Source organism: Nocardia suismassiliense (assembly GCF_900269665.1).
Taxonomy (GTDB): domain Bacteria; phylum Actinomycetota; class Actinomycetes; order Mycobacteriales; family Mycobacteriaceae; genus Nocardia; species Nocardia suismassiliense.
The window spans coordinates 5,131,930-5,152,967 of record NZ_LT985361.1; the positions used below are offsets into that span (position 1 = coordinate 5,131,930).

General features: G+C 67.7%; 2 protein-coding genes (1 of these 2 running past the window's edge). Both read right to left on the reverse strand.

Annotated elements, in window-relative coordinates; translation table 11 throughout:
* A protein-coding gene (locus tag DBO33_RS22915; RefSeq protein WP_107656873.1) for a non-ribosomal peptide synthetase crosses the window boundary here: on the reverse strand, nucleotides 1-5,295 show its 5' portion. The gene continues 15,504 nt to the left of window position 1, outside the view; 5,295 of the gene's 20,799 nt are visible here — the first part of the coding sequence; its start codon is at nucleotides 5,293-5,295; its stop codon lies beyond the left edge, outside the window.
* Nucleotides 5,295-20,543, reverse strand: a complete 15,249-nt coding sequence (locus tag DBO33_RS22920) for a non-ribosomal peptide synthetase (RefSeq protein ID WP_107656874.1) — start codon at nucleotides 20,541-20,543, stop codon at nucleotides 5,295-5,297. Before DBO33_RS22920 ends, DBO33_RS22915 begins: the two co-directional genes overlap by 1 nt.
* Nucleotides 20,544-21,038: the final 495 nt, after the last annotated feature.

A 21,038-nucleotide genomic window follows, 5' to 3' on the forward strand; every position in this document is an offset into this window, starting at 1 on the left:
GACCAGGCGGGTGATCTCCGCGAGGTCCGAACGCGGTTCCTCGGCCACGACCAACGCCGCGCCACCGACCAGCGCGGGCCAGATCTCATAGGCGGAGGCATCGAACGCCAGCGAGTGGTGGGTCAGCGCCCGATCCCCGGCACGCACAGCACGCACCTGGGTGACCAGGTTCAGCACGTTACCGTGCGTGATGGCAACACCTTTGGGCACGCCCGTCGAACCGGAGGTGTAGGTCATGTACGCCAGGTTCTGCGGACCGACCCGAGCAGGCACCGGCCCGGACACTGCGGGGTCGAGCCGGTCGAGGTAGAGGTGCGGTGTCACAGTCGGGGGCAGCAGTTCTGCGGTCGCGGAATCGGTCACCACCGCGAACGGCGCGGCATCGGTGAGGACGAACGCCAACCGCTCCGGCGGATAGGCCGTATCGAGCGGCAGATAACCACCGCCGGCCTTCAGCACACCCAGCAGCGCCACAATCAACTCGACCGACCGTGGCAGCGCGACCGCGACGATACTGTCCGGCCGCATTCCTTGCGAAACCAGCACGCGCGCAAGCTGATCGGTTCTACTGTCGAGCTCTCGGTATGACAGCTCGGTGTCCCCGCTGACAACGGCCGGTGCGTCCGGAGCCGCATGGACCCGTGCCTCGAACAACCCGACGATCGTGTCGCCCACGACCTCAGCTGTGGTGTCGTTCCACCGGCGCACCACCAGCTCGCGTTCCTCGGTGCCGAGCACATCGATCGACCCCACTGCGGCCGCCGGGTCCGCCACCAGCTGCCGCAGCAGCCGCACCCACCGTGCCGCCATCGCCTCGATGGTGGACCGGTCGAACAGATCGGTGGCGTACTCGACGAGCCCGGTCCACTGCTCGCCGGCGGGCGCGTCCGCGATATTGAACGCCAAGTCGAACCGCGCGGTCGCGGTGAACGCGGAGTAGGGCTCGATCCGCACCTCTGGCAATTCGAGGGTGGGCAAGGCGTTGTTCTGGAAGGCCAGCGACACCTGGAACAACGGATGATGAGCCGCCGAGCGGGCCGGTTTCAGCAACTCGACCAGCAATTCGAACGGCGCGTCCTGGTTCTCGTACGCGGCCAAGGCTTTCCCTCTGACCTCGCCGAGAATCTCGGTGAACGACGCCCCCGCGACCACGGGCGCGCGCAGTACCAAGGTATTGACGAAGAACCCGACCAGCTCGGCCAGCGCGTCGTCGGTCCGGCCCGCGATCGGCGTTCCGATCGGAATGTCCTCCCCGGCACCGTGTTTGAACAGCAACACGGCCAACGCCGATTGCAGCACCATCGACACCGTCGCGCCGTCGCGGCGCGCCAGATCCTCCACCGCCGCACGAATCTCCGGATCGATGTCGAACGTCACCACGTCGCCGCGGTAGCTCGGCACGCGCGGCCGCGGCCGATCGGTCGGCAACGGCAATTCCTCGGGCAGACCGTCGAGTTCGGCACGCCAGTACTCGAACTGCTGGGACAGCACACTGTCCGGATCGGTCGGCGACCCCAGCAGTTCCTGCTGCCACAGCGTGTAGTCCGCGTACTGGACCGGCAACGGCTGCCACTCCGGCCGCCGACCCTGCCGACGCGCCGCGTACGCCGTCGACAGATCGCGCAGCAGCGGCGCCGCGGACCAGCCGTCGGCGGCGATGTGGTGGATCAGCACCACGACAACGCACTCGTCGGCGCCGGACCGCACCACCGTGACCCGGATCGGGATCTGCACGGACAGATCGAACCCATAGCGCGCCGCAGCGCTCACCGCGGCGTGCACGTCACCGCGCTCCGGTTCGGTCACCGTGACCGGCACCTCGAGGCCGTCGGCGTCGACTACCCGCTGGGACGGCACGCCATCGGTCTCGACGAAGATCGTGCGCAGGCTCTCGTGGCGCGCCACGACATCACCGATCGCGGCGGCCAACGCCGCCACATCCACTCCGTGGAACCGCGCCGCCACCGGGATGTTGTAGTTGGCCGACGGCCCTTCCAGCCGGTGGATGAACCACAACCGCCGCTGTGCGAACGACAACGGCAGCACGTCCGGCCGCTGCCGCGTCGACAGCACCGGACGCAGCCGAGTACGGTCGCCCAGCCGAATCGCCAACTGCGCCACCGTCGGCGCATCGAAGATCGTCCGGATCGGGACCTCGACGCCGAGCACCACCCGGATCCGGCTGGCCAGCCGAGTGGCCAGCAGCGAGTGACCACCCAGCGCGAAGAAGCTGTCGTCCAGCCCGACCCGCTCGTGGCCGAGGACCTCGGCGAACAGCTCGGTCAGCATCTGCTCCTGGATGCTGCCCGGTGCCCGATACCGCACCGAGGACCGCAGCTCCGGGACCGGCAACGCCGCCCGATCCAGTTTCCCGTTCGCGGTCAACGGCACACTGTCGATCACCATCACCACCGACGGCACCATGAAGTCCGGCAACCGCTCGGCGGCGAAGCGGCGGACCTCCGCGCCGTCGAGGCGATTCGCGGCCACGCGTTCAGCGCCGCACGGGCGCCCGTTGGCCCGCCCGCGACCGTTGCCCGCGACCGAATTAGTCCGCTCGGCGACCACGTACCCGATGAGCTGCTTGTCACCGGTGCCGTTATCGTGCGCCACCACCACCGCGTTCGATACCGAAGGATGTTGCGCCAATACGGTTTCGACCTCGCCGGGCTCCACGCGGAAACCACGGATCTTGACTTGATCGTCGGCCCGGCCCGCGAACTCCAGCTGCCCGGAGTTGTTCCAGCGCACCACATCACCGGTGCGGTACAGCCGACCACCACCCGTGGTATCGAACGGATCGGCGACGAACCTGGTAGCGGTCAGCCCGGCCCGGCCGTGATAACCGCGCGCCAGTTGGGCGCTGGCGACATACAACTCCCCTGCGACGCCCACCGGTACCGGCGCCAGCCACGAATCCAGTACGAACACTCGGGTATTGGCCACCGGGACGCCGATCGGCACCACCGCACCCGCCACGTCGGCGGGGACCTCGTAGGACGTCACGTCGACCGTTGCCTCGGTCGGGCCGTAGAGGGTGTCGATCCGGATGTCTCCCCAGCTGTCCCGCAGCGCGTGCACCAGCCCGGACGGGAGCGTGTCGGCACCGGTGTTCACCTGTGTCAGGCTCTGGAAAGGGTTGTCGGACAGGTATTCGACGTGCTCGGCCACCGCCGCGAGCAAGGGTGGCGTGGCGAACATCTTCGTCACCGACCGGGTCTCGATCAGCCGGGTGATCTCCGCGAGATCCGAGCGTCGCTCACCGGCCACCACGAGGGTCGCCCCGCCGCACAGCGCGGGCCAGATCTCATAGGTCGAGGCGTCGAACGCGATCGACGAATGCACCAGGACGCGATCCTCGATACCCGCCGACCACGCCTGCGCGACCAGGTTCACCACGTTGCGATGCGTGATGCCAACACCTTTCGGCACACCGGTGGAGCCGGAGGTGTAGATGACGTACGCCAAATTCTGTGGCCGTGCCGGGATGGGATCCCCGCCGCTCCGGTCCTCGACCGCCGGTGCATCGATATACAGGTGGGGTGTCGCACTGTGCGGCAGGGCATCCGAGGTCGCACGATCGGTCACGACGACAACCGGCGCGGCATCGGTCAGAACGAACGCCAGCCGATCGGAGGGATAGCCCGGATCGATCGGCAGATATCCACCACCGGCTTTCACCACACCCAGCAGCGCGACGATCAACTCCACCGACCGCGGCAACGCCACCGCGACGAGGGTGTCCGGACCTACGCCGCGCGAAACCAGCAGGCGGGCAAGCCGTTCGGCGCGGCTGTCGAGTTCCCGATAGCTCAGCTCTGCCGTACCGCAGACCACCGCGGTCGCGTCCGGTGTGCGAGCGACCTGTGCCGCAACCAATTCGGCCAGGGTGGCGGCCGGGTCCACGGCGACGGCGGTGTCGTTCCACCGGTGCAGCACCAGCTCGCGTTCCTCGGTATCGAGCACCTCGACCGACCCCACCGGCCCATGCGGGTCCGCCACCACCTGCCGCAGGATCCGTACCAACCGCGCCGCCATCGCCTCGATCGTGGACCGGTCGAACAGGTCGGTGGCGTACTCGACGTGCACGTCCCACCCGGCGGCACCGTTGCTCCGGCCACCCGTTGCCGCGTCGCCGACATTGAAGGTCAGGTCGAATCGCGAGGTCAGTGCGGGCAGCGCATACGGTTCGAACCCGACCCCCGACAGCTCGAGGGTGGCTGCGGTGTTGTTCTGGAAGCTCAGCAGCACCTGGAACAAGGGATGGTGCGCCGCCGACCGGGCCGGGTTGAGCAGCTCGACCAGCAGCTCGAACGGCAGATCCTGATTCTCGTAGGCCGCCAAGGCTTTTGCCCTGACCTGACCCAGAATCGCGGTGAACGAGGCCGACGGCTGCACCGCCGTCCGCAACACCCAGGTGTTGACGAAGAACCCCACCAGTTCGTTCAGCGCGTCGTCGGTGCGGCCGGCTATCGGCGAGCCGATCGGAATGTCCTCGCCGGCACCGAGTTTGAACAGCAATACGGCCAGCGCCGACTGCAAGACCATGGACACCGTCGCGCCGGAGCGAGTCGCCAGCTCCTCGAGTTCCGCCCTGGTCTTCGCATCGATGCCGAAAACCAGCATGTCCCCGCGGTAACTGGCCACCCGTGGCCGCGGCCGGTCGGTCGGCAGCCGCAATTGCTCCGGCAAGCCGTCGAGCTCGCGGCGCCAATACTCGAACTGCTGGGACAGCACACTGTCCGGATCGTCGGGTGAACCCAGCAGTTCCTGCTGCCACAGCGTGTAATCCACGTACTGGACCGGCAGCGACTCCCAGCCCGGCGCCCGCCCCTGCCGCCGCGCCGCGTACGCCGTCGACAAGTCGCGCAGCAACGGCGTCATCGACCAGCCGTCACCGGCGATGTGGTGGATCAGCAACACCACGACGCATTCGTCGACACCGCAGCGGAAAACGTTGGCGCGGATGGGAATCTCGGTGGCCAGGTCGAACTCGTAACGCGCCGCGTCGGTGACCGCCGTATCCAAGGCGGCGGGCTCGATCTCGGAGATGAGCACCGGCACCTCGACCGCGTCCTCGTCGAGGACCTGCTGGCCGGGCACGCCGTCGGCTTCGACGAAGATCGTGCGCAGGCTCTCGTGCCTGGCCACCACGTCACCGATCGCCGCCGCGAAGGCGGGCGCGTCGAATACGCCGCGCAATCGGACCGTCAACGGCATGTTGTAGGTAGCGGAGGGTCCCTCCAACCGGTGGATGAACCACAACCGGCGCTGTGCGAACGACAACGGAATCATCACAGACCCACCTCTCGATTCATCCTGCGCAGCGCCGGTCTGCGCGATGGCGCCAACTCCGGCCATCGGCGGTCGAGTTCGGCGACCGTCGCGGCGTCGAAGATCACCCGGATCGGCACCTCGACGCCGAGCACCGCTCGAATCCGGCTGGCCAGCCGGGTCGCCAGCAACGAATGCCCACCGAGGGCGAAGAAACTGTCGTCCACGCCGACCCGGTCGAGTCCGAGGATCTCGGCGAACAATTCGGCGAGCACCCGTTCCCGCTCGCTGCTCGGCGCCCGATACTGCGCCGCGGCGGCGAACTCCGGGTCCGGCAGCGCCGCGCGATCGAGCTTTCCGTTGGCGGTCAACGGCACATCGTCGATCACCATCACCACCGACGGCACCATGAACTCCGGCAACCGCTCGGCCGCCAACTCCTTTACGGCGGCGGGCAGGAGCGTGTCCTGTGGATTGCTGGCGTACGGCGTCGGATCGGCTACTTCTGCCGCAGGCAGGTATACGTCGGTCAGCGGTCGGCTTTGTGCGGTCGCGCTGTCTATGAAGACCGCGTCCATCCGATCCGGCTGTGCCGACCAGGTGACCGCCGTGGTGTAGCCCAGCCGGTCGGCCAGTACGTGCAAATCTTCGGGCAGCAATCCGGCGTCCATTCGAGCAGCGGGGTCGGCGAGTATTCCCTCGAATCCCGCTGCCCGTGGATGGGTGCGCGGAGCCGCCGGAACGGGCTCACCGGTTCGGATTCGGTTCACCGCCTCGATCTGGCCGGTCAGCCCGGCGTGTGGAATCCCGGTAACTCGGATGCCATCCGGGTGTCGAGATTGCAGCAGTGTGCGCAACCAGTCGTGGTCGCGGAACTCGACTTTCGGCACCTCGGCGACGGACAGCGCTTTCGTGGGTGTCTTGTGCAGGACCACGTCGTATCGGTAACGGGTCAACTCGTTGACCGAATAGCCGCGTTTGAGTTCGATATCGACGGTCTCGAAGTCGGTGGCCCGGCACACCGCGTGGAAGTATTCGGGCGCGACCAGCAGTTCCTGTTCGGCGAATACCGTGCGGCGCACGCGTTCCCGAATGGCCGCCGGGTCGTCGCCGTCGTTGCGGGCTATCTGCACCGCCGTGGTGAACTCCTCCAGCAGACCCAGATTGCGGACGTCACCGACGAATATCGCGCCGCCGGGCGCCAGCAGGCCGAGGATCTGTTCGAGGACTCGACGCAGATACCGTTCGCCGGGGAAGTACTGCACCACCGAGTTCACGACCACCGTGTCGAAATACTCTTCCGGCAATCCCGCGATGTCCTCGGCGGACCGGACGCTCAGCGAGACCCGTTCGGTCCACGGCGCGTCGAGTTCGTCCAACTGCTGTTGCATGGTGGCGATGGTCGCGGCGGAGAAGTCCGACGCCCAGTATTCGTCGCAGTCGGGCGCCAATTGGGACAACAACAAGCCGGAGCCGACACCGATCTCGAGTACTCGCCGGGGTGCCAGACCACGGATGCGCTGTACCGTGGCTTCGCGCCATTCGCGCATCTGCTCGATCGGAATCGACGTCCCGGTATAGCTGCTGTTCCAGCCGCCGAAGTCCATTCCGAAGCCCGCCGGCGCCTTGTCCCCGTTGCCGTTTCCGGGACTGTCGGCTTTCTTACCCGCAGCGCCGTACAGGTCGTCGTATACCCGGCGCCACTGGCCGACCAGTTCCTCTTCACCGGCGACCGGCCCGGATCGGTCCGCGACCACATAGCCCACGAGCTGCTGTCCCCCGGTGCTGCTGTCGCGTACGACGACCACCGCGCGGGACACCGAAGGGTGTTGCTCCAGAGCGGTTTCCACCTCGCCGGGCTCCACCCGGAAGCCACGCACCTTGACCTGATCATCGGCCCGGCCGACGAACTCCAACTGCCCGGAGTTGTTCCAGCGCACCACATCACCGGTGCGATACAAACGGCCGCCACCGGCCGGATCGAACGGGTCGGCGACGAACCGGGCGGCGGTGAGCCCCGCGCGTCCGTGGTAGCCCCGCGCCAACTGCGTGCCCGCCACGTACAGCTCCCCCGCGACACCCACCGGCACCGGCGCCAACCACGAATCCAGCACGAACACGCGCACATTCACCGACGGACGCCCGATCGGCACCGCACCTTCGACATCGCCGAGCACGTCGTAGTCGGTCACGCACGCCGTTGTCTCGGTAGGCCCGTAGCCGTTCATCACCTGCACGCCAGCGTGTTTCGCGTTCAGCTTGCGCACGACGGCCGCGGTCAGCTCGGCACCGCCGGCGATCACCCGCCGCAAACTACGCAGCGGTGTGCCGGACAACGGCTCCACGTGATCGGCCAACGCCGACAACAGCGGCGGCGTCGCGAACATCTTTGTCACCGAACGGCGCTCGATCACATCGGTGAGTTCCACGAGATCCGAACGCGAGGATTCCGTCACCACCAGCGCCGCACCACCGGCCAGCGCGGGCCAGATCTCATAGGTCGTGGCGTCGAATGCGATCGAGGAATGCGTCAATACCCGGTCCTCGGGATCGACCGACCAGGCCCGAGCAACCAGGTTCACCAGGTTACGGTGGGTGATCTCCACACCTTTCGGAACGCCCGTGGAACCGGAGGTGTAGGTCACGTAGGCCAAATGCTGTGGCCGCAGACCGATCTCAGCCAGATCCCCAGGTTCGCCACCGTTGGTGCCCGGTGCGTCCAGATAGTGGTGCGGGACTGCCGTGTCGGGCAGGAAGTGGGCGGTAGCGGAGTCGGTCACGACAACGACCGGCGCGGCGTCGGAAAGGATGAACGACAACCGATCCGACGGATACCCGGGATCGATCGGCAGATATCCGCCACCGGCCTTCAGCACACCCAGCAGCGCCACGATCAACTCCACCGACCGCGGCAGGGCCACCGCGACCAGCGAGTCCGGGCGTACGCCGCGCGCGACCAGCGTGCGCGCCAACCCGTCGGCTCGGGAATCGAGTTCCCGATACGAGATCTCGGTGTCGCCACCGATCACGGCGGTGGCCGCCGGTGTCCGGGCGACCTGGGCCTCGAACAGCCCGACCATCGTGGTGTCCGGGACCGCGACGGCAGTGTCGTTCCACCGCCGCAGCACCGACTCCTGTTCCTCGGTATCGAGGACGTCGATCGCCCCCACCGGGCCACCCGGGTCTGACACGATCCGGTCGAGTATTCGCACGAACCGGTGCACCATCGACTCGACGGTGGACCGGTCGAACAGGTCGGTCGAGTACTCGACGAACCCGCTCCACGGATCACCGGCGGGCGCGTCGGCGACATTGAAGAACAGGTCGAACCGCGAGGCCGCGATGGACGCGGGATAGGGCTCGAACCCGACCCCCGGCAACCGCAGGGTCGGCAGCGCGTTGTTCTGGAACGCCAACGACACCTGGAACAACGGATGATGCGCCGCCGAGCGGGCCGGATTCAGCAACTCCACCAGCAGCTCGAACGGAACATCCTGATTCTCGTACGCGGCCAACGCCTTCGACCGCACCTGCGCCACTACCTCGGCGAAAGACGTTGCCGGAGCGACAGTTGCACGCAGCACCCAGGTGTTGACGAAGAACCCGACCAGGTCGGCCAGCGCCTCGTCGGTCCGGCCTGCGATCGGCGAGCCGAGCGGAATATCCTCTCCGGCACCGAGTTTGAACAGCAGCACGGCCAGCGCCGATTGCAGCACCATCGACACCGTCGCGCCCTCCCGGGCCGCCAGCCGCTCCACCGCGGTGCGGATCTCCGGATCGATACCGAAGACCACCATGTCGCCGCGGTAGCTGGCCACCCGGGGTCGCGGCCGGTCGGTCGGCAACCGCAGTTGCTCCGGCAACCCGTCGAGCTCCCGGCGCCAATACTCGTACTGCTGGGACAGCACGCTGTCCGGATCGTCCGGCGACCCGAGAAATTCTCGCTGCCACAGCGTGTAGTCCACATACTGCACCGGCAGCGGCGCCCAGCGCGGCGCCCGATGTTCGAGGCGCGCGGCATAGGCGGTGGCCAGATCCCGCAGCAACGGTGCCGCCGACCAGCCGTCGCCCGCGATGTGATGGACCAGCAGGACCAGCACACACTCATCGCCGCCGGATCGGAATACGGTGGCGCGGATGGGAATCTCCGACGACAGATCGAAGGCGTAGCGCACGGCGGCGTTCACCGCCGCGTCCAGCTCGGCCGGGTCCACGGTCTCCACGTCGACCGTGACCGGCACCTCGACGCTGTCGGCCGCGAGCACCTGCTGGGTCGGCACCCCTTCGGCCTCGACGAAGACCGTGCGCAAACTCTCGTGGCGGGCCACCACATCGCCGAGCGCGGCCGCGAAAGCCGACGCGTCGAACACGCCGCTCAGCCGGACCGGCAGCGGCATGTTGTACGTAGCCGATGGCCCCTCCAGCCGATGGATGAACCAGAGTCGGCGCTGCGCGAACGACAGCGGAACCACGTCCGGCCGTGGCCGGGGCAGCAGCGGCGGGCGCACCTGCACATCGGCATCGAGCCGAGTCACCAACTGCGCCACCGTCGGTGCGTCGAAGATGGTCCGGATCGGCACCTCGACGCCCGTCACCGCGCGGATCCGGCTGGCCAGGCGGGTCGCCAGCAGCGAGTGGCCGCCCAGGGTGAAGAAGTTGTCGTCCACCCCGACCCGGTCGAGGCCGAGGATCTCGGCGAACAGTTCGGCCAGTACTTGTTCGCGCTCGCTGTCCGGCGCGCGATACTCCGCCGACGACGCGAACTCCGGATCCGGCAGCGCCCGGCGATCCAGTTTTCCGCTGGAGGTCAACGGCACCGACCCGATCACCATCACCGTGGCGGGCACCATGAACTCCGGCAATCGGTCACTCGCCCACCGGCGTACGTCGGCGGCCAGCAGACCCGCCTGCGGGTTGTTGGCGTACGCCGCCGGATCGCCCACCGGGCCGGCGGCGGTGTACACGTCGGCCAGGGGCCTGGCGTCGAGGGTCGTGGCGTCGACGAAGACGGCATCCATCCGGTCGGGCCGGGCGGACCAGGTGACCGCGGTCGCGTAGCCGAGTCGACGGCCGAGCAGATGCAGGTCTTCCGGCACGACACCCGCGCGATCGCTGATCGTCTCGAGCATCCCTTCGAAGCCGACACCGAGTGCGTCGGTAGCGATACCGACGTGGCCTGCCTTGATCCGGTGCGTCGCTTCGACCTCACCGACCAGACCGGCATGCGGGATACCGGTGATCCGGATACCGTCCGGATGCTGGTCGCGCAGCAGTGTCTGCAACGAATCATGGTCATGGAACGCGACTTTCGGTACCTCGGCGACCGACAGCGGGTTCACCGCAGCCGGATGCACCACCACGTCGTACCGGTAGCGTGTCAGCTCGTTCATCGAGTATCCGCGTTTGAGCTCGATGTCGACGGCGCCGATATCGAGGACCTCGCCCAGCGCGAGGAAGTACTCCGGCGCCAGCAGCAGCTCCTGTTCGGCGGAGATGTCGCGACGGACCCGGTCGGCGACCGCCACCGGATCGTCGCCACCGTTGCGCGCGATCTGCGCGGCTGTGGTGAACTCCTCCAGCAGCGCCAGATTCCGGACGTCACCGATGAACACCGCGCCACCCGGAGCCAGCACGCCCAGCACCCGCTCGAGTACCCGGCGCATATAGTTCTGGCTGGGGAAGTACTGGATCACCGAGTTCAGCACGACCGTGTCGAAATAGTGTTCCGGCAACCCGTCGGTCTCGTCGGCGCCGCGCACGCTCAGCGAGACACGGTCGACCCACTGCTCGTTCAGTTCGCCCAGCTGTCGTTGCAGGGTGCTGATCGTCGCGGACGAGAAGTCCGTAGCCCAGTATTCGGCGCAGTCCGGTGCCAGCTGCGACATCAGCAAACCCGACCCCACCCCGATCTCCAGCACGCGCTCCGGCCGCAGCCCTCGAATTCGCTCGACGGTGGTCGCGCGCCATTCGCGCATCTGTTCCACTGGAATCGCACGCCCGGTGTAGCTGCTGTTCCAGCCGCCGAAGCCGGTAACGAACCCGACCTCGTCACCGTCGACCGGACCGAGGTCCGGCGCATGCTCGGCGCCGGCGTACAGGTCGTCGTAGACCCGCCGCCACTGCCCCACCAGTTCGCCTTCGCCGACGGTGGCCCCGGAGTGGTCGGCGACCACGTACCCGACCAACTGTTTTCCGGCCTCGGAGTCGTGTGCCACGACCACCGCCTGCGCCACCGAAGGATGTTGGGCCAGAACGCTTTCCACCTCACCGGGTTCGACCCGGAAGCCCCGGATCTTGACCTGATCATCGACCCGGCCCGCGAACTCCAGCACCCCCGCGGAGGTCCAGCGCACCACGTCGCCGGTGCGATACAGCCTGCCGCCACCGGTCCGGTCGAACGGGTCGGCCACGAACCGGGCCGCGGTCAGGCCGGCCCGGCCGTGATAGCCACGCGCCAGCTGGGCACCCGCCACGTACAACTCGCCCGAAACCCCGACCGGGACCGGCACCAACCACGAATCAAGCACGAACACTCGCGAATTCGCCACCGGCACACCGATCGGCACCACCGCACCGGGTTCGTCCTCGGGCACGCGATACGCGGTCACATCGACGGTCGCCTCGGTCGGACCGTAAAGGTTGTCGACCCGGAGGTCGCGGCACGTGCCACGCAGCGCCCGCACCAACCCGGAGGTCAGCGTGTCGGCGCCGGTATTGACCTGCCGCAGACTCCGGAACGGGTTGTCCGGCAACGCTTCCACATGATCGACCAACGCCGACAGCAACGGTGGTGTGGCGAACATCTTCGTCACCGACCAGGTCTCCACCAGCCGCGTGATCTCCGCCGGGTCCGAACGCTGCTCACCGGCGACGACCAACGTCGCGCCACCGCACAGGGCCGGCCAGATCTCATAGGTCGAGGCGTCGAAGGCGATCGACGAATGCACCAGCACCCGGTCCTCGACACCCGTCCGCCACGCCTGGTTGACCAGGTTGACGACGTTATGGTGCGTGATACCAACACCTTTCGGGACACCGGTGGAGCCCGAGGTGTAGATCACGCACGCCAGATTGTGCGCATCGATCGCGACCACCCGGTCCAGACCAGCCCGGTCACCGTCGAGCGCTTCCATGGCGTCCAGATAGAGGTGTGGCGTCGCGGTCGGTGGCAGCGCGTGTGCGGTGGCCGAGTCGGTCACGACAACCACCGGCGCGGCGTCGGCGAGGACGAACGCCAGCCGATCCGAGGGGTACGCGGGATCGATCGGCAGATATCCGCCACCGGCCTTCAGCACACCCAGCAGGGTCACGATCAGGTTCGTGGACCGCGGCAACGCCACCGCGACCACACCGTCCGGGCCGACGCCGCGCGAGATCAACGCCCGCGCCAGCCGATCGGCGCGCCGGTCCAGATCGTGGTACGTCAACTTCGCGTCCGCGCAGACGACCGCGATCGCATCCGGGGTCGCGGCGACCTGCGCGGCGAACAGTTCGGTGAGCGTGGCGGTGGCCGGTACCTCGACCGTGGTGTCGTTCCACCGGCGCAGCACCAGTTCGCGCTCGTCGCTGTCGAGCACATCGATGGCGCCCACCGGGACTTCGGGGTCCGACCCGACCTGCCGCAGCAACCGGACCAGCCGGGCCGCCATCGCCTCGACCGTCGACCGGTCGAACAGTTCGGTCGCATACTCGACGAACCCACTCCACGGGTCACCGGCGGGGGCTTCGGCGATGTTGAAGAACAGATCGAACCGCGCGGTCGCGGTGCCTGCGGGATAAGGCTCGATCCGCACGCCCGACAGTTCGAGCGCGGGCAGCGTGTTGTTCTGGAAGGCCAACGTCACCTGGAACAACGGATGATGCGCCGCCGAGCGGGCCGGGTTCAGCAACTCGACCAGCAGCTCGAACGGAACATCCTGGTTCTCGTAGCCGGCCAACGCCTTTTCCCGCACCACACCCAAGATCTCGGTGAACGACGCGTCCGGGACGACGGCCGCCCGCAGCACCCAGGTATTGACGAAGAAGCCGACCAGCTCGGCCAGCGCCTCGTCGGTCCGGCCCGCGATCGGCGCGCCGATCGGAATATCTTCTCCGGCACCGAGTTTGAACAGCAGCACGGCCAGCGCCGATTGCAGCACCATCGACACCGTCGCGCCTTCGCGCGCAGCCAACCGCTCTACCGCGGCACGGATCTCCGGCTCGATCTGGAAGTGCACCATGTCGCCGCGATAACTGGCCACCCGCGGCCGGGGCCGATCGGTCGGCAACCGCAACTGCTCGGGCAGTCCCTCGAGTTCCCGGCGCCAATACTCGAACTGCTGCGACAACACGCTGTCCGGATCGGTCGACGAGCCGAGCAGTTCCCGCTGCCACAGCGTGTAATCCGCGTACTGCACCGGCAACGGCCGCCACCGCGGTGCCTGATGATCACGTCGCGTGGCGTACGCCTCGGACAGATCACGCAGCAACGGCGTCAACGACCAGCCGTCACCGGCGATGTGATGAATCAGCAACACCAGCACGGCGGCATCGTCCGTACGGCGGAACACAGTGGCGCGCAACGGAATCTCCGACGACAGGTCGAAGCCGTAGCGCACCGCCGAGGTCACCGCCGCGTCCGTCTCGGCGGGATCGGCGGCCCGCATGTCGGTCACCGTGACCGGTACCTCGACACTGTCCACGTCCAGGACCCGTTGGGAGGGCACACCATCGGCGTCGACGAAGACCGTGCGCAGGCTCTCGTGCCGGGTCACCACATCGCCGATCGCGGCGGTCAACGCCGCCACGTCCACCCCGTGCAACCGCACCGCCAGCGCCATGTTGGAGGTGGCCGACGGCCCCTCCAATCGATGGATGAACCACAGTCGCCGCTGGGCGAACGACAGCGGAACCACGTCCGGCCGTGGCCGGGCCAGCAGGGCCGGGCGCACCTGCACGCCCGCGTCGAGCCGGGTCGCCAACTGCGCCACCGTCGGTGCGTCGAACACCGTCCGGATCGGTACCTCGATGCCGAGCTCCACCCGGATCCGGCTGGCCAGGCGGGTCGCCAGCAGCGAGTGGCCACCCAGCTCGAAGAAGCTGTCGTCTACGCCCACCCGATCGCGTCCGAGCACCGCACCGAACAGCTCGGCCAGCACCCGTTCGCGCGCACTGCCCGGCGCCCGGTACCGCACCGAGGACACCGACTCCGGCGCGGGCAGCGCCGCGCGGTCCAGTTTTCCGTTCGCGGTCAACGGCACCGCATCGATCACCATCACCACCGTCGGCACCATGAACTCCGGCAGCCGTGCGGCCGCGAAGTCGCGCACCTCCGCGCCGACGAGGTCGGTTCGATCACCGGTGCGGTCGGCGACGACATAACCGATCAGCTGCTTGTCACCGGTGTCGCTGTCGCGGACCACCACCAGCGCTTGCGCCACCGAAGGATGCTGTGCCAGCACCGATTCGACCTCGCCGGGTTCGACCCGGAAGCCGCGGATCTTCACCTGATCATCGATGCGACCCAGGAACTCCACCTGCCCACCGTGATTCCGGCGCACCAGGTCACCGGTGCGGTACAGCCGGCCACCGTTCGGGTCGAAGGGATCGGCGACGAAGCGCGCCGCGGTCAGATCGGCCCGGCCGTGGTATCCCCGGCCCAACTGCGCACCGGCGACATACAACTCTCCCGCCACCCCGGCCGGGACGGGCGCCAACCACGAATCCAGCACGAACGCTCGAACATTGGCCAGCGGGGTTCCGATCGGCACCAGGACGTCATCGAAGCGCTCCCCCGCCCGGAACGGCCGGCGGATCGCGAATGTCGTTGTCTCGGTGGGCCCGTACACATGCACGATGCGGGTCTGCGGGCACAGGCGCAACGCACGCGCGAAGACCTCCGGCGGCATCTCCTCGCCGCCGACCCACACCTCGCGAAGTCCCGCGAGCGTGTCGGGGCAATGGTCGACGAACAACTCGAACAACCGAGTGGTGAGGAATACGGCGGTCACCTTGTGCGCCACCAACTGCCGGCCGAGCACCGCGATATCGGTGCGGCCCGGCGGCGCGACGACTATCCGGCCGCCGCCCAGCAGCGGCACCCAGATCTCGTAGGTGGAGGCATCGAACGCGACCGACGAATGCACCAGCACGCTCGCGTGCGCACCGTCGTGCCAGCTGTGCTTGGTCGCGAAGGCCACCACGTTGCGGTGCGTGATGGCAACACCTTTCGGGACTCCGGTGGAGCCCGAGGTGTAGATCACGTAGGCCAGATTCTGCGACGCCGCCGCGACGGCCCGATCCAGGGTGGCGCCCTCCACCACGTCGGTCGTGTCCAGATAGAGGTGCGGTGCCGCCGTATCGGGCAGGAGATCGGCAGTCGCGGAATCGGTCACGACGACCACCGGCGCCGCGTCGGCCAAGATGAACGCCAGCCGATCCGAGGGATAGGTCGGATCGATCGGCAGATACCCGCCACCGGCCTTCAGCACCGCGAGCAATGCCACGATCAACTCCGCCGACCGCGGCAACGCCACGGCGGCGATGGTGTCCGGGCCTACCCCGCGCGAGACCAGGAGGCACGCCAATTCGGTTGCCCGCGTGTCGAGTTCCCGATACGAGATCTCATGGTCACCGCAGGCCACGGCCACTGCATCCGGCGTGCGCGCGACCTGCGCCTCGAACGACGCGACCACGGTGGCGTCCCGGTCGACCGGAGCAAAGGTGTCGTTCCACCGGTACAAAACCAGGTCACGTTCGTCGCTGTCCAGGACATCGACCGCTCCCACCGCGGTGTCCGGCTTCGCCACCACCTGTCGCAGGATCCGCACCAGCCGCCCCGCCATGGCTTCGACCGTGGACCGATCGAACAGATCGGTGGCGTATTCGATGTATCCGTCCCACCCGGCAGCGGTGCCGTTGTCGCGCGCACCGGCCGGGGCGTCACCGATATTGAAGGTCAGGTCGAAGCGCGAGGTGTTGGTGGCCGGCATGTGCGGCGTTACCCGCGCCCCCGGCAGCCGGAGGGTGGGCAGCGTGTTGTTCTGCAACGTCAGCAGCACTTGGAACAGCGGGTGGTACGCCGACGAGCGGGTCGGATTCAGCAGCTCGACCAGCAACTCGAACGGCGCGTCCTGATTGTCGTAGGCCGCCAGCGCTTTCGCGCGCACACCATCGAGAATCTCGGTGAACGATGCTGCGGGAGAGACCGTTGCGCGCAGCACCCAGGTGTTGACGAAGAATCCCACCAGATCGGCCAGCGCGTCATCGGTACGGCCGGCGATCGGCGAGCCGATCGGGATATCCTCGCCTGCACCGAGTTTCGCCAGCAGCACCGCCAGCGCCGACTGCCACACCATGGACACCGTCGCGCCCTCGCGGGCCGCCAACCGCTCGACCGCGGTACGCACCTCAGGTTCGATGTCGAACAACACCACGTCGCCGCGGTAGCTGGCCACCCGCGGCCGCGGCCGGTCGGTCGGCAACCGCAGCTGCTCCGGCAGACCGTCGAGTTCGGCGCGCCAGTAACCGAACTGCCGCGACAGCACACTGTCGGGATCGTCCGGCGAACCGAGCAGTTCCTGCTGCCACAGCGTGTAGTCGACGTACTGCACGGGCAGCGGCGCCCACTCCGGTGCCCGCCCTTCCCGGCGCGCCGCGTAGGCCGTCGACAGATCGTCCAGTAGCGACGCCGCCGACCAGCCGTCGCTGGCGATGTGATGGATCAGCACCAGCACCGTCCACTCGCCGTCCCCGTACCGGAACGCACCGGCGCGGATCGGAATCTGCGTGGACAGCTCGAACGGATACCGCGCCGCCTCGGCGACCGCCGCGTCCACCGCATTGGGAGCTACGTCGGCGATAGTCACCGGTACGTCGACGTTGTCCGCCTCGAGCACGAGTTGCGCTGGGACGCCGTCGGTTTCGACGAAGACCGTGCGCAGGCTCTCGTGCCGGGCCACCACATCGCGCACCGCCGCCGTGAACGCCACCGCGTCGAAGGCACCCGTCACCCGGGCGGCCAGCGGCATGTTGTAGGTGGCCGACGGCCCCTCCAACCGGTGGATGAACCACAGTCGCCGCTGCGCGAACGACAGCGGAATCACCTCGGGTCGCGGCCGGGCGACCAGCATCGGGCGCATGGTGACGCCGGCGTCGAGCCGGGTCACCAACTGCGCCACCGTCGGCGCGTCGAATACCGTCCGGATCGGCACCTCGACCCCGAGCACCACCCGGATCCGGCTGATCAGCCGGGTGGCGGACAACGAATGACCGCCCAGCTCGAAGAAGCTGTCGTCCGCGCCGACCCGGTCGATCCCCAGCACCTCACCGAACAACCCCGCCAGCACCCGTTCGCGCTCGCTGCCCGGCGCTCGATAGTCCCGCGAGGAGGCGAACTCCGGGGCGGGCAGCGCGGCCCGATCGAGCTTGCCGTTGGGAGTCAATGGCACGCGGTCGATCACCATCACCACGGTCGGCACCAGGAACTCCGGCAGGCGTTCCGCGGCGAACCGGCGCACCTGTGCCCCCTCGAGCGCGTTTCCGTTCGTGCCGCCGTTGCCGTTGCTGCGATCGGCGACCACATAACCAATCAGCTGCTTGTCGTCCGCGGTCCCGGTGTCGCGGGCCAGCACCACGGCCTGCGACACCGCAGGGTGTCGCACCAGCACCGATTCGACCTCGCCCGGCTCCACCCGGAAACCGCGGATCTTGACCTGATCGTCGGCGCGGCCGACGAACTCCAGCACCCCGGCCGGCGTCCAGCGCACCACATCGCCGGTGCGATACAACCGGCCACCGGTGCGATCGAACGGATCGGCGACGAACCGCGTTGCGGTCAACCCCGGCCGGCCGCGATAGCCGCGCGCCAATTGCGCACCGGCCACATACAGTTCACCGGCCACCCCCACCGGAACCGGCGCCAGCCACGGGTCGAGCACGAACACCCGCATGTTGCCCAGCGGCGTCCCGATCGGGCTCTCACCCCGGGCGCCATGCTCGGCCAGCAGCTCCAGCTTCGTGACGTGCACCGTTGTTTCGGTGATCCCGTACATGTTCACCAGCGCCGGACCGGCCGCGCCGACCGCGTACCACGGTTGTACGTGGCTGTGGTGCAACGCTTCCCCGCCGAAGATCACCAGGCGCAGCGCCGAATCGACGCTGCCGCTCACCGACCGGGCCTCGGCCAGTGCGTGGAAAGCCGAGGGGGTCTGGTTGAGGATGGTCACGCCCTCGGCGACCACCAGCTCCCACAGCTGCGCGGGCGTGCGCACCACGTCCCATGGCACGACGACGACCCGGCCACCGTGCAGGAGTGCACCCCAGATCTCCCACACCGAAAAGTCGAAGGCCTGCGAATGACACCAAGCCCACACATCGTCGGCCCGGAATTCACACCACGGCGCGGTACTCAGGAACAGCGACGCCACATTGCGATGGGTGACGGCCACGCCCTTCGGCGTGCCGGTGGAGCCGGAGGTGTAGATGAGATACGCGAGATTGCCGGGCAGCGGTGCGGCGGGCCGCACCACGTCATGCCGCGCCGCCTCGGCCTCTTCGAGCAGGATGAGCGGAACTCCGTGCTGCGGCAGCACTTTCGAGGTAGTACGGTCGGTGAGGACCGCGATCGGTGCGGCGTCGGCGAGCACGAACGCCAGCCGTTCGGCCGGATAACCGGGGTCGATCGGCAGATACGCACCACCCGCCTTCGACACCGCCAGGATGGCGACGATCAGCTCCGCCGACCTCGGCAAGGCCACCGCCACCACGCTGTCCAGGCGCACACCCGCAGCGAGCAGAGTCTGCGCGACGCGATCCGCCCGCGCGTCGAGTTCCCGATACGACAGCCGCGCACCACCGGACACCACGGCCACCGCGTCCGGGGCCCGGCGCACCTGATCCTCGAACAAACCCAGCAGAGTCGCCGCCGGATCGACCGGCACTTCGGTGTCGTTCCATGCCTCGACTACCAGCGACCGATCGTCGCCGAGGATATCCAACGCCGCGATCGGCGCCGCCGGATCGGTGATCGCCTGTGACAGGTAACGCGCGATCGAGTCGAGGTAGCCGCGCAGATCGTCTTCGGTGTAGAGCTGCGCGTCGCCTTCTATCCGCAGGTAACCCCCACGGGCCGACTGCCTTTCGTAGTGCAGGACGATCGACAGATCCCCGCTGTTGCCTGCCGAGTAGACCTGGAGATCGGCTGTCCCACCGGTCATCCGCAACGCTCCGAAGAACGACATGACATTGATGACCGGACCGAACGGGTTCCCCTGTGCGGGCGGCATTTTCAAGTCGCGCCGGATCTCCGACATCCCGTACCGGAGGTGGTCTCGCGCACCCGCGATGCTGTCCTGGAGTCGTCGGGACAGTTGCCCCAGCGAGAGGTCCCGGCCCGAATCCACCAGCAAGGGAACGGTATCCGACAGCTGGCACGGCGTCCGCCGGGCGATGGCATTCTGGTTGGAGACCGGCATCTGTACGCAGAATTCGTCGCGCAGCGCATACCGCTGGACCGCGGCTGCCGCGACGGACATCAACAGGTAGGGCAGCTTCACGCCGATCGCCTGCGCGGAATCGATCAGCCTGCCGAGCTCCGCGCCGGAAAAGCCGTGGGTGCAACCGATCCGGCCGGGCTTGGCGTCTGGTGCGGCATTGCCCGGCAGGCGCAGCGGTTCGATCCCGGGCGGGATCTGCCCGCGCCAGTACTCGCGATCGATCGCCTGCTGGTGGCGACGGTACGCCCGATCACTCTCGATGATCTCGTCGACGGGCACGAAATCGGCGGGCTCGATGGGCATTCCGGCGGTCAGTGCGCCGTATACATCCAGCACCCGCTGCGCCCAGGTGGCGACACCGACCCCATCCATGATGATGTGGTGGAAGCACATCGACAGAAAGTATTGTCCGGCCTCGACTTTGAGCAGTGCGACGCGCAACAGCGCGTCCAGCTCCAGATCGAAGGCCAGCTCGAGCTCGCGGGACATGTAGTCGAAGGCGGCCGAGATGGGCTCGGGCTGTTCGGTGAGATCGAGGTAGGCGGGCATCCAATCGCGGGTGTTCCGGTCGATCTGCATCGGCCCGTCGGCGCCACCGACGAAATTGACCGTGAGCGCTTCCGATTCCGCGAACACATGCCGCAGCGCGGTGACGAAATGGCCGAGTTCCAGCTCGGCCTCGATGTCGATATATATCAGGCAATTATTGGGAATATCGGAAAGCTCGTGGGCCAGCCAAAGTTCTTTTTGAATCGATGTCAGACTGCGCAGCAGTGACTTGTTACCGGATTGCATGACAAACTCCCTCGCTTATCACCTTTGCCGGGCCGTACCGATCCGCTGCTGGCCGAACGGAATCGTTTTCGGCGGTGCGGGCGCGCCGCGGGTGCATCGCCGTACTGCACCGCCGCACGCTCAGCTCGCTGCGCTGGCAAAGGTGGGGACACTCGGTGCCCCCGATCGACTGACGCCGCCCCCGACGACGAATCCGCACCGGGCCACCTGCTTGACCACCGATGCGGCACCCACCCTGAATCACCGTGCGCGACAACCCTGTCCACAGCCTGCGACAGCAGGGCGAAACGGCGATTCAACTGGTGCGGCGCGTGACAAAGCCCGGAAGTGGCCGCTTGCTCAAAACTAGATGAGCTGTTGCTGGCCGGACAGCTCGTCGGCTGCCGATGAACTCGTATCCCCCGAATCATGCTGCCGCACACTCGATCAGGATGTCTCGAGCTGCGTAACTGCCGCTGTACTAGCGCATAAATCACTGGTCAAAGTGGTAACTAT